The organism is Novosphingobium sp. FKTRR1, assembly GCF_020404405.1.
In the GTDB taxonomy this organism is placed as follows: Bacteria; Pseudomonadota; Alphaproteobacteria; order Sphingomonadales; family Sphingomonadaceae; genus Novosphingobium.
This window is the reverse complement of the sequence record NZ_JAIZDA010000017.1, coordinates 22736-35205: the sequence shown is the minus strand read 5'-3', so window position 1 is coordinate 35205 and position 12470 is coordinate 22736. Positions and strand designations below refer to the sequence as shown.

Sequence of the window (12470 nt, the reverse complement as noted above, 5' to 3'; positions counted from 1 at the left end):
TGTTTCAGGCGTGTGAGCGTCGCGGCTGTGCCGCGAACCATGGCCGCAGCCGTTCGATCGCCTCTTCGATCAGCGCGGTCGAAACGGCAAAGCTGAACCGGATGAAGCGGTGCCCCTCGACCGGGTCGAAATCGACCCCCGGTGCGCTCGCCACCCCGGTTTCCTCGACCATCTTGAGACAGAAGGCCAGGCTGTCGTCGGTCAGATGGCCGATGTCGGCATAGATGTAGAACGCGCCGTCGGGCGGTGCGATCCCGCCCAGACCCCAGCGCGGCAATTCGGCCAGCAGCAGTTCGCGGTTGCGCGCATAGGTCGCCACGTGGCTCTCAAGCTCATCGGTGCAATCGAACGCGACCAGCGCGGCATGTTGCGCCAGCACCGGCGGGGTCAGGAACAAGTTGCCCATCCGCGCTCGCGCCTGCTCAGCAAGTTCGGGGGGTACGACCAGCCAGCCGAGCCGCCAGCCGGGCATGCTGAAGTACTTGGAAAAGCTGTTCACCACGATCGCCTGCGGATCCATGCCCAGCACTGTGCGAGCCTCTGCCCCGAAAGTGATGCCGTGATAAATCTCGTCGGCGATCAGATGGATGCCGCGTGCGCGGCACACCTCCACGATGGCGGCCAGTTCGTCGGGTGGAATGACCGTGCCGGTGGGGTTGGCCGGGCTGGCCAGAATCACCCCCGCTGGCGCCGGATCTAGCGCGGCCAGCGCCGCGGCAGACAGTTGATAGCGCTCCGCCGGACCGCACGGCAGTTCCACCGGCTCCATGAACAGGGCGCGCAGATTGTTGCGATAGGCGACATAACCCGGCCGCGCGATCGCCACGCGGTCGCCCGGCCCGAACCGCAACGACAGCGCCATGACCAGTGCCGGCGAAGCTCCGCAGGTCAGCGTGATGCAGGCCGGATCGACCGTGACGCCCGCCGTTTCCAGATAATGCCGGGCGATGCGCTCCTTCAGCGCGGGGCTTTCCCAATAGCCCATCGCGCCATTGTCGAGCACGCGGTGCGCCGCCGCGATGGCTGGCGCCGGAGCGCCGGTCGAAGGCTGGCCGAACTCCATGTGGATGATCGCGCGGCCTTGTGCGGCAAGGGCGTGGGCACGGGCCGAAACGGCAATGGCGTGAAAAGGATCGAGAACAGCAACCATGCGTCACCGCCTACAGGCGCGCGCGCGCGGTGGAAACCGTAAACCACTGATCCCGAGCAAAGCAGGCTTGCCCGGCCTAACAAGCCTGATAGCCTGTCATCCGCAACAGACTCGACCGGGTGGCAGCGATCATCCGGCGACCATGGAGAGGATCACCACCGATGCAACAGCACACCGCTGCGGCCGATGCCGCGTCGCCATCACCTCCGTCCGCTGCGACGGCCCTTGCGCTAACGCTGGGCATCGTGGTCCTGATCGGCGGCTTCCTCGCGGTCGGATCGGCATTGAAGCTGGAGCCGCTTTACGCTGCGTTCCTGCTGCTGTGGTTCTGGACCTCGGTCGACGGCACGCGCTTCAACGCCCTGCCCGCCACGGTCATCGGTGCGTTCGGAGGCCTTGCCAACAGCTATCTGCTGCAATCGGGCACGCATGGCGGCAACAGCGCTTTGGCGGTGCTGGCGCTGCTGCTGATGGTATTTGCGCTGTTCATGCTGATCGCGCAGCGCCTGCCGATCCTGTTCAACCCCAGCTACATGCTGTTCCTGACCGTGCTCAACGCGCCATTGATCCAGCAGGGCGAATCCTTTGCCAAGGTCATGGCGGCAACCGCATTCGGCATCGTGTGGTTCGGGGCGAGCGCCTGGCTGGCCCAGCAGGTCATCGCCCGGCGGCAAGGATCGGCCCTTACCCCCGCTGCCTGAACCGAACGGTTCGAGTCGGCCTTGCCCGTGCGAGGTCAGGCATGGCGGGCGTTGCGGGCCATGGCGGTCAACGCGCCAAGCGTCGCCTCGAACCGCCCTTCGGCTTCGGCAAAGCGCAGGAACTTGACGTTTTCGACCAATACTTCGGCCGGGGTCGGTTGTTGCGCCAGCAATGCCATGACTTCGTCGGCAAAGGCGTCAAGCGGCATGTAGGCTGCGCGATCGGACTGGCCCGGGGTCAATTCGGTGCGGACGGCGGGCGGCGCGATCTCGATGACCTCGACCTTGCCCGCCAGCACTTCGCGCAGCGAGATGGTGTAGGAATGCAGCGCAGCCTTGGTCGCGTTGTATGTCGGCGTGTCGATCAATGGCACGAACGCCAGACCCGAGGTCATGTTGATCACCGCGCCATCGCCCCGCGCGACCAGATGATCGACCAGCGCGTTGATCAGGCGGATGGGACCGAGCAGATTGGTGGTGATGGTCGCTTCGGCACCCGCCAGATCGCGACGCGTTTCAAGCGTCTCGAACTGCATGATGCCGGCGTTGTTGACCAGCACGTTGAGCGCGGGAAACCGCGAGACGACCTCATCCGCGAAAGCGTCGATCGCGGCGGCATCGGTCGCGTCGAGTGCGATGGCATGCATGTCCGCACGGCCCTCGCACGCGGCGGCCAGTGCCTCAAGCCGCCGTCCGGCGACGATGACCGTGTTGCCCGCATCGTGCCAGCGCTGCGCCAACGCCGCACCGATGCCCGAGCCGCCGCCTGTCACAAGAATGGTGTTGCCACTGGTCTGCATGGTGATCGCTCCTGTCGGGGGCTTCGGCTGGCGGTATCGCGGCGCACCCGTGATCCGGCCACCAGTCGCACAAGCGATTGCGACCTTCGCCAAGGTCCGCATATAGGACGCAGCCAACGCGAAACAAGAACCGCGCGATTGCGAAACATGTCCCCAACCCCGCCGCATAGCCCGCGCTTACTTGCGCGCGCCAATCCAGTCCGCAATGTCATCCAGCCGCGCCGGGGTGGCCGCAACGAAGTTTGCGGCATCGTCGATCGATCCTGAGCCGGTGTAGCGCGCGACGGCGGGGTAAGCATAGACCGGGCGGCTGCGCGGGGGTAGTTGCAGGCGCGGCGGGCCCATCATCATCGGCGGAAGGCCCTTGGGTTCGTCCTGAGGCGGCCCTTCAGGCGCACCGCGCCGGTCATGTTTGTGCAGCGCCGCGCGCTTCGCGATCAGCACTTGCGGCGCGCTATCGCTCTCGACCCACGCCATCAGCGCGCCGAGCAGCCCGAAGTCGTTGGGACCGCTGCCGCCATCGCAGTGGCCCATGCCCGGAAAGAGGAACAGCCGCACCGCCTTGTCGCGCGCAGCCTCACTCATAGTGCGGCCGACCCGCGCGAAGTAGTCGATCGTGTTGATCGGCGAGATATGCGGATCGGCCCAGCCATGCCACAAGATCAGCTTGCCGCCATGCCCGGCAAAGCGGGCCAGGTCGGCATCCTCGGCGTTGTAAAGCGCCCGCGCCGCGTCCTGCCGTGCATGCATCGCCGCATCGAAGGGGAAGTTGGCGACGGTATAGGGCGGCTGCGGATTGGGCGTGAACAGCAGGTGGTTGATCGTGTCGCCTGCAAAGATCGCGCTCATCAGCGGAGCCTTGGCGCTGACTGGCACGAACACGCCGATCCATTCCATCTCGCTGCCGGGCTGGAGCGGTCCGACCTCCAGCCTTTCGTCGTTCGGCCCGGTCGCGCCCGCATAGATCGCCCGCACCGCGGCGATTTGCGCGGCGCTGAGGCACTGACCGGCCACTGGGTGCCCCTTGCACAGCAGCGTGCCGGGATCGACGTGGCAGGCACGCGGATCGGTGATCTGTCCATCGACCAGACCGTCGAGCGCATCGCATTGCGCCAGAACCGCGTTGTGCAGCAGCGGCATGTCGATAGCGGTCAGCAGCGGTGTGCCATCCGGCCCGGTGTTGGCCTTGGCCAGCCAGCCGTGGTGAAAGCTGTTCTGCACGGAGAAGTTGAGCGCGGGCGCGCCCGCCGCGATGCCGTCGAAATCATCCGGGTAGCGCTGCGCCTCGATCAAAGCCTCACGCCCGCCGTCCGAGCATCCCGAGAAGTAGGCAAAGCGCGGGCCTTGCCCATAGAACGCCTTGATCAACGCCTTGGCCGCCAGCGCGGTGACATGGACGCTGCGATGCGCGAAATCGATGCGCTTTTGCGGATCGTCGCCCCAGCCGGTGTCCATGCCCTGATGGCCCATGTCCGTAGAGGCGAGCACGATGCTGCCATCGGTGACGGGGGCGCAGCCTGAGGCCTTGTTGGCCTCGATGCGCAAACTGCCACACAGGCCGCCGCACCCGGTCTGAAGAAAGCGCTGGGTCCAGCCTTTCAGCGGCAGGCGCACCTCGAAGCGGATTGCGGGCGCGATCGTGCCGGTGACGGCGCAATAGGGTTGCTGGCCCGACACCTCCTTGGCTACCAGCGTCGTAGCCGCGCCCGTGACCGCCGCAAGATCGACTTGCGCAAGGCTCGCGCAGGCGACGACCGGCGCAGCAGCCGGTAGCGGGGCCAGCACAAAGGGCTGGGCTTGTGCCGGTCCGGCCAGCGAGGTGCAGGCGACCAGCAAGGCCATCGCCTGCAGCACCATCCCGATTGCGCGCATCATCCTGTCGCCCTCCTTCCGTTTCAATAGCGCGCGTTGCCAAGGTCGTTCTGTACCGCAAGCGCAGCCAGCGCATTGACGACCAGTGGCACGCAAAAGATCGCGAAAACCGCAAACAGCGAAAGTCCCCGGCCCATTGCGACACCCGCGATGAGCGGGCCGGACAACGCGCCGATGCGCCCGACACCCATCGCCCAGCCGAGCCCGGTGGCGCGCATGTTGGCGGGGTAGGCGGCGGACACCAGCGCATAGTTGCCGTTGACCCCACCCTGCATGGCTACCCCGATGAAGAAGCTGGTGACGAGAATGCCGCCAAGGCTCATCCTGACGCCGCCGAACACCAGAAACAGGCCCGCCGAAACCAGCAGCATCCCGCATATCAGGCGTCGGATATCGATCCGTGTGGCGATCATGCTGATGGCAACGGTGCCGACCACCGCGCCGCCGCTGTAGATCGCGCTGGCGATGATGGCGTCACCCGGTGCAAGCCCCGCCTCGATGGCAAGCTTGGTGATCCAGCTGGCGATGAAATAGAGCGCCATGAAACCACCGGTGGTCGAGGCCCAGAGCAGCGCGGTGTTGCGCCTGCGTGCCCCGCCCAGTGCGATGCCAAGGCGCGGTGCCTCGCTGTGCCCGTGCTCGGGCGCCTCGGGCAGGATCAGGTAGCAAACCGGCAGCAGCAGCAAGGTGGCAAGGCCCGCTCCGGCAAAGATGCTCGGCCAGCCATAAACGGGTAGCGCCCAGGCGGTGACGAAACCGGTGATCGTCGCCCCCACCGGATAGCCCGCCTGCGGAATGCCTGCCGCCATGTGGCGATAGCGCGGCGGGGCGAAACCGACCGACAGCGCGGTGATGCTGGCAAGCACGGTGCCGATCCCGATGCCCACGATCAGGCGGCACAGCCCCAGCGTCGCGATCGAGGTGGCGCCGGCGCTGGCGATCATGGCCGCAGCCATCAGCCCCAGCGCCAGCAGGATCAACGGTCTGCGTCCCCAGCGGTCGGCCAGCGGGGCCAACAGGATGCCACCGATCGCCATGCCGATCAGCCCGATGCTGAACACGATCGAAAACGCCTCTGGCCCCGCTCCGAACTCCTTTTGCAGCGCAGGTGCGACGTACGTCAGCGCAAAGACATTCACCCCGTCGACGAGGTTGAGCACGAAACACAGCGCGGTCACCGCCCGGCCGCGCCGCGACCAGAGGGAACCGTCCGGCCCGCTTGCGTGGAGCGGCTGTTGCATCGCAAGGCCAGGCGAATTCGTATCGGGGGCGGTCAGAACTTCGCTCCCAGCCGGATGCCGTAGAAGCGCGGCGTGTTGACGCCGAACTCAAGCGAGTTGGGGATCGCTTCCGCGCTTGGCACGAAATTGCCGTTCGTACCGCCATAAGCACCGGCGTAATTGCTGGTAACTGCGGTCTTTTGCAGCTTGTCCTCGATATTTTCGACAAAGGCCTGAACGGTGAAGCGATCACCGGCCGCCGCGTACGTGATGCTGGCATCGCTGCGGGTGTAGGACTTCTGCCGGAATTGGACCACATTCGACAAGTCGGTCAGCAGGTAGCTGGCGCTGTATTTGATGAGGCCGCGCAGCTTGATCCTTGCGCCTCCGCCCAGCTCGAAACTGTGGTTGATGACACCGGTTGCCGTGAACTTCGGGTTTCGATCAAGCGGCTGGCCGGCATATTGGAACTGGTTGGTGCTGACCCGGCCCGTCGACAGGTCGTCGACCCTGGAATGGCTGAGTGTCAGATTGCCGCTGATCGTCGTGTCGCGGCCAACCTGATAGCTGAACTCGTTCTCCCAGCCATAGCTGTGCGACCTGCCAATGGCCGTATAGAGCACGCCCGGCGGTGTGCCGCCCGGACCGAAGAAGACGAGCGAATTGAACTGCTGCTTCGAATAATCGTAGTAGTAGAAGTCGCTGGTCAGGGTCAGGCCCTGGATCAGCTTGCCCTTGTAGCCTACTTCATACGCGGCCAGCATTTCAGGACCATACGGCGCGGTAGTGCCGGTGCTGGGATCAAAATCGTTGAACCCGCCGGCCTTGAAGCCCGTCGAGACCGAAGCGAACAGCAGATCCTTCGGCGTGATCTGGTAGTTCAGGCCAAGCCGCCAGGTGACCTTGCTGTCAGACTGATTGCCGTTGTTCGGGTTTCCGACGCAATCATTGGGATAGTGGCAAGGCTGGCCATCGGGATCGAGCCAGGCCGAACCCGGAGAAAAGGGCGAGCCCAGCGCGGGATTGAAGAAGGGTACCGCAAACGTGCCGACCCGCACGGTCTCGTCATGCGTATAGCGGACACCGGCGACGACGCCGAGTTGCGGGGTGACATGATAGGTTCCCTGCGCAAAGAAACCGTACGACTTGTGGGTGGTGGTGTTGAGCGGATCGATCCCGTTCTGATAGGTCATGGTATCGAGCGGCGTTCCCACCGGAGCACTCCAGTTGTGATCGCTCTCGTTGGTCTTTTCATAGTAGTAGTTCGCCCCGGCAACATAATCGAGCGTACCGGGATCGGCGTTCGAAATCCGCGCTTCCAGCTGGGTGGTGTTGAACACGCCCTGATAGTCGGCCAGCGTGAATGCCGAACTGCCCGGGAACACCGGGCTTGGCCCCGCACCCGTCGTGTTCGCCAGCGGATTGTTGGTGCTGGTGACCTGGGTATGGTCCTTGAAATGCTGATGACTGGCCAGCAGGTCCAGTTGCGCGGCACCGAACCTGACGTTGAGCATGCCGACGAAGTTCTGGAAATTGGTATCCTGGAAGGCGGGAACCGGGTTTGCGAGGATGTCGAACTGACGCGAGCCGCCCGCATCCAGCGAGTCCAGCAGCGCGAGGCCGGGGCCGACGCCACCCTGATGGCCAATCGTGGCGATCCCGGTGAACGTCACATCGTCGGACGGCTTGATCACGATCGACACGCGGCCGGTCCGGTCGGACTGATCGTTCTTGGCCTTCTGGCTACCCGGCGCGAACGTGTAGCTGTTCGTGGGCGGAACAGCATTCGTGTCGACGATGCTGAAGCCTTGCGGCTTCAGATAACCATCGCGCGCGTTGAAGTTGCCGGCCAGACGAATGGCGATCCTGTCGTTGACGGGCAGGTTGATCGCCGCTTCGCCACGAAAGGTGTTGTAGTTGCCGTACTCGAACTTGCCGTAGCCTTCGAAGGCCCCGATCACGGGCTTCTTGGTGATTACGTTGATCGCACCGCCCGTGGAAGATCGGCCGTAAAGCGTGCCCTGCGGTCCGCGCAGAACTTCGACCCGCTCGATGTCGAAATAGGGAAGACCCTGTTCCTGGCCCCGGCCGACGAAGGCGCCGTCGACATTGTAGGCAATGCCCAGCTCGCCCTTGCTGGTCTGGTCGGTCGAGGTGATGCCGCGAATGCTGATGTTGACGCCGAACCCTCCGGTGCCGATGTTCAGGCCGGGCACGAGATTCTGCAGATCGGTCACGGTGTTCACACCAGCCGTCTTCAGGTCTCCACCACCGACGACAGAAATGGCGGCCGGCACCTTGAGCACGCTTTCGGCGCGCTTGAGTGCGGTCACGATGATTTCGCCGGTGTCGGCTGACGGCGCCGCGGCTAGCGCGGTCGCATCTTGCGCCAGCGCCGGGTTCGCCCAAGCCAGCGCCGCCAATGCAGCGCTGCCGGAAAACAGCGCCTTGCGGCCTGCGAAGTGAAGCGAAACGGCGTCAAGGCGCGCGGCGCGCCGAGCCTGTTGCCCGATGAGCATGAAAGTCTCTCCCTGATTTTTTGGCCCGCGCCTCGAACCCCGCACGGGTGACAACCAGTTACATCGCCACCCCGGCGAAAGCGCCTATACGTTCGTCTAAACGGCCAGCCTTGCGCGCTTCTGCGATTTGGCGGATCAACTCCGACCAAGCCCCGCCCTTCTTTCCAGAGGCCGCCTGCGACCAATGCGCGTTCTGCTCATCGACGATCACCCGCTGTTCCGGCAGGCGCTGGCCGCGACGATCGGCCAGATCGCGGCAGACCTTGCGATCGGCCAGTGCGACACATTGGCCGAGGCGAAAGCAACGCTTGTCTCGGGCAGTGCGGTATCGCTGATCCTGCTCGATCTCAAACTGCCCGACAGTCAGGGCATGGGTGGCCTGCTCTCGCTCAAGGCAGAGCACCCGGCCATTCCGGTGGCGATCGTCTCGGCCAGCGACGATGGCGATACCGTGCAGACCGCGATGGCCTGCGGAGCGGCCGGCTTCGTGTCGAAAGCCGCCGGCGTGGAAGAACTCTCGGCGGCGATCGAGGCGTTGCTGGCGGGTGAGGCGTGGTTCCCCGAGCCGCAAGCCGAAGCTCGGCGCACCCCGCTGACGCCCACCCAGATGCGCGTGCTCAACGGGGTGCATCGTGGGTTGATGAACAAGCAGATCGCTTTCGAAACGGGGCTCAGTGAAGCCACGGTCAAGTATCACCTGACCGGATTGTTCCGCAAATTCGGCGTCCTGACCCGGGCTCAGTTGCTGGCGCTGGCGCGTGAGCGTTCATCCTCGACCTGAATCGACTGCAAGGCGCCAACCAGCCGCGCCTGCAGTTCGAGCGGCGCGAGCGGTTTGGTCAGACAGGCGATCCCCTCATCCCCGAGATTAGCGATCCAGCCTGCTTCGGGTGTCGCGGTGACCAACAAGCGCAGCCTCGCGCGTTCGCGCAGTTTGCGCAACAGTGAAAGGCCATCGCCGTCACCAAGGTGATAGTCGGCAAGCACGACATCCCATTGGCCCGGCAGTTGCAGGGCCTCGCCGCACGATGCCGCCGCCGCGACCGACGCCCCCCACCGCTCGATCAGCGCGCTGGTTCCGGCAAGCACATCGTGCTCGTCATCGACGCACAACACACGCAGGCCGGCAAGGTTGGCAACCGAACGAGCGGGCGCTGCAGCCCGCACGACCGGCGCGCTGACCGGCGCTCTGATCGAGAACACGCTGCCGCGACCGGGCGCCGAGCGGACCGCGATCCGATGTCCCAGCACATCGGCAATCCGCGCCACGATCGACAGTCCGAGCCCCGCGCCCGAAGCGAGCGACTGACCTTCATCAAGGCGGCTGAATTCGGCAAAGGCGCGCGGCAGCTTGTCGGATGCGATCCCGACCCCGGTATCGCGCACCTCGATGCGCACGCTGCCCCCGGCCGCATCCCCAGCTTCGTCAGCGCCAGCGCAAGCGAGCCTCGCACACACCACCACCCGCCCCTGCGGCGTATAGCGAAGCGCATTGAGCATGAGGTTCTGCAGCATCGCGCGCAGCAGATCGCGGTCGGAGCGGACCCAGCGGGACGTCGGCAGCACCACGAGTTCGAGCCCGCGGGTGCACGCCTGCTGTGCGAACTCCTCAGCCAGCGATTGCAACAGGCCGCCCAGATCGACCGCCTCGAGCTTGGGCTCAAGCGCGCCGAGCTCGAGCCGCGAGAGATTGAGCAGCGCATGAAGCAGACGGTGCGCGCCCTCGACCGACTGGTCGGCCTTGCGCAGCAGCGGTGTCGCCCGGTCGGCATCGTCCGCGCCGACAAGGGCATTGCCGATGAACAGCCGCGCCGCGTGGAGCGGCTGGACCAGATCGTGGCTGGCCGAAGCGACGAAACGGCGCTGCGAACGGGTCGCCTGTTCGGCCAATCGCGTGGCTTCAGCCAGCGCGAGGTTGGCAGAAACCAGCGCGGCGGTCCGCTCCTCGACCAATGCCTCAAGCTCGGCCTTGCTGCGCGTGAGCACGTGTTCGGCGGCGCGCAGGTCGCTGACATCGGTCAGCGTCAGCAGGAAATCACCGCCCGCCAGCCCGCGCCCCGCGATCTGCACGACAAGACCTTCGCCCACGTCATGCTCGGTGACGACCGGCGCGCCCGCGCGCACCGCGGCGGCGCATTCCAGCAGCCGCTCGCGCGTTTCCTGCGCAGCGGCTGATCGACCGCCCGCCCGCACCAATGCCGGCAGCGACTTGCCGACATGCACGTCGTCCACCGCAATCGACAGGAAGCGCAGGAAGGCCGCATTCCACGCCACCAGCGCGAGTTGCGCGTCCAGCACGCTGACCGCCTGCGGCAAGCTGTCGAGCGTGGTCTGGAGCAGTTCGCGATTGAAATGGACCGCGTGCCCCGCCTCGTCGAGAATGCTGCTGATCTCATTTGCGTCTTGCGAATCGACCGCCAGCGCGATGGCCACGACGTTGCGCGCAGACGGCGCACCGATGACCCCGGCAAGCAGCCGTTCGGCCGCGCGGGCGAGCGCCGGGGTGATCGATTGCTGATCGCCCAGCGCGCCGTGCCGGGCATCAGCATTGAACTCGCGCAGTGCCTTGTCGGCCTCTTGCCGCCCGAGAAACTGCACCAACAGCGCGCGCAAGTGCGCCACGGTCGCCTTGATCTGCCGCCCATCGCCAAGCGGCGCGCGACCGCTTTCCTCGACAAAGCTGTTGGCCTGGATCGTATCGATCAGACGCGGCACCGTCCGCAGCGACACCACAATATACAGCGAGCCGTTGAGGGCCAGGCTGAACCATACCGCCAGTTCGGTCGGCCAGCCCGGGCTTGGCCACAGGCTGCCCAGCGCAAGGCTGGCGAACTGGCCGTCGTTCGCGACGAACGCGGGCGCGGCGATGGCCAGTGCCCATACCGCCATGCCCGCCATGATCCCCGCGATGGCGCCATGGGCATGACCGCGCCGCCAGTAGATCCCGCCGATCAGCGCCGGCATGAGCTGGGCAAAGGCGGTAAGCGCGGTGAGGCCAAGCTCGGTCGGCCCCTCTACCGTACGGATGCCGAGGAAATAACACCACGCCAGTAACGCCATCGCGACGATCGTCCAGCGTCGCACCCGCACGACCGCGCGTCCGGCATCGGCCTCGCCCGGACGCGATCCCAGCGTGCCCGACAACAATGGCAGCACGATCTCGTTCGACACCATGGCCGAGACTGCGGTCAGTTCGACCACGACCATGGCCGCCCCTGCAGAGAGCCCGCCGAGCAGCGCAAGCAGGGCAATCAGCGGGTATCCGGCGTGGGCCGGAACGCCCAGCACCTGCAGTTGCGGCGTGACTCCCGGCTCACCATAACCTGCCCGGATCGCCACCGCGATGACCAGCGTGGCCGCTACCCACAGCGTGAAATAGACCGGCACGATCCATGCCGCAGAGCGACTGTCCTCGACATTCTCGATGGCTACGAAACTGAGATGGAATTGGCGCGGCAGCGTGAACGCGGTCACCGTGCAGAGCATGACAAGCGTCAGGAACGCGCCGCCCGACATGGGCCGCACCGGCATCGCCTCGGCAAAGGAATGCGCGATGCCCATGGGAGATCGCGAAAACAGGAGCAGCGCGAGCCCCGCCACGCCGAGCAGACCCGTCAGCTTGACCACCGATTCGAACGCCAGCATGCCGACAAGGCCGCGGTTGTGCTGGGTCAGGCTGGGTCGGCGCGCGCCGAAGAAGATGGCGATGGCGGCCAATACGGCGGTGAGCCCGGCCGTCTGCCAACCGGCCTGATCGGCACGACCGCCGACATAGTGCCAAGTGCTGGTCAGGACGGTCAATTGAAGCGCGATATAGGGCAATGCCCCCAGACCCGCGACCACGGCCGCCAGAATGCCGAGGCTGCGGCTCTTGCCATAGCGCGCGGCGAGAAAGTCGGCGAGCGATCCCACGTTCTCCCGCTTGGCAAGCCGGGCGATCCGCCGCCAGACAGAATAGCCGACAGTGATCGCCAGGATCGGCCCCAGCGCATTGGCGACGAACAGCCAGCTGCCCTTGCTCGCATCGCCGACCGCGCCGAAATAGGTCCACGCCGAGCACAGGGTGGCCAGCGACAGGCCATGCAGGACCGGACGAAGGCGCTCGCGCATCGGCGAGACCGCCAGCCGATCGGCACGCCAGCCGATCGCGATCAGCACGACGAGATAGGCGGCAATCGCCGCGATCACGATCCAGAGCGAAGGCATCC

General features: G+C 65.7%; 8 protein-coding genes. 2 read left to right on the top strand and 6 right to left on the bottom strand.

The window, feature by feature from the left end; genetic code table 11:
• Window positions 1-4: 4 nt before the first annotated feature.
• The gene (locus LDN95_RS15660; RefSeq protein WP_226018533.1) at window positions 5-1150 is read right to left on the bottom strand and encodes an aminotransferase class I/II-fold pyridoxal phosphate-dependent enzyme; all 1146 of its coding nucleotides are present in this window, start codon (window positions 1148-1150) and stop codon (window positions 5-7) included.
• Between the two features lie 161 nt (window positions 1151-1311).
• Between LDN95_RS15660 and LDN95_RS15655 the strand changes: the two genes are divergently transcribed.
• Window positions 1312-1851, top strand: a complete 540-nt coding sequence (locus LDN95_RS15655; protein ID WP_226018532.1) for a hypothetical protein — start codon at window positions 1312-1314, stop codon at window positions 1849-1851.
• Between the two features lie 35 nt (window positions 1852-1886).
• Here LDN95_RS15655 and LDN95_RS15650 read toward each other — a convergent pair whose 3' ends face one another.
• The 4 genes from LDN95_RS15650 to LDN95_RS15635 form a co-directional block, all read right to left on the bottom strand.
• The gene (locus tag LDN95_RS15650; protein WP_226018531.1) at window positions 1887-2651 is read right to left on the bottom strand and encodes an SDR family oxidoreductase; all 765 of its coding nucleotides are present in this window, start codon (window positions 2649-2651) and stop codon (window positions 1887-1889) included.
• Window positions 2652-2828: 177 nt separating this feature from the next.
• Complete coding sequence (locus LDN95_RS15645) at window positions 2829-4526, bottom strand: tannase/feruloyl esterase family alpha/beta hydrolase (protein WP_226018530.1); 1698 nt, start codon at window positions 4524-4526, stop codon at window positions 2829-2831.
• A 20-nt stretch (window positions 4527-4546) separates the two neighbouring features.
• Complete coding sequence (locus LDN95_RS15640; protein ID WP_226018529.1) at window positions 4547-5764, bottom strand: MFS transporter; 1218 nt, start codon at window positions 5762-5764, stop codon at window positions 4547-4549.
• Between the two features lie 32 nt (window positions 5765-5796).
• Window positions 5797-8262 (bottom strand): TonB-dependent receptor, encoded by a 2466-nt coding sequence (locus tag LDN95_RS15635; protein WP_226018528.1) that lies wholly within the window; start codon window positions 8260-8262, stop codon window positions 5797-5799.
• Window positions 8263-8446: 184 nt separating this feature from the next.
• Here LDN95_RS15635 and LDN95_RS15630 point away from each other — a divergent pair, with 184 nt between their 5' ends.
• The gene (locus tag LDN95_RS15630; RefSeq protein ID WP_226018527.1) at window positions 8447-9043 is read left to right on the top strand and encodes a response regulator transcription factor; all 597 of its coding nucleotides are present in this window, start codon (window positions 8447-8449) and stop codon (window positions 9041-9043) included.
• Here LDN95_RS15630 and LDN95_RS15625 read toward each other — a convergent pair.
• Complete coding sequence (locus LDN95_RS15625) at window positions 9001-12468, bottom strand: ATP-binding protein (RefSeq protein WP_226018526.1); 3468 nt, start codon at window positions 12466-12468, stop codon at window positions 9001-9003. The two genes, LDN95_RS15630 and LDN95_RS15625, sit on opposite strands and share 43 nt — an antisense overlap.
• Between the last annotated feature and the right edge of the window lie 2 nt (window positions 12469-12470).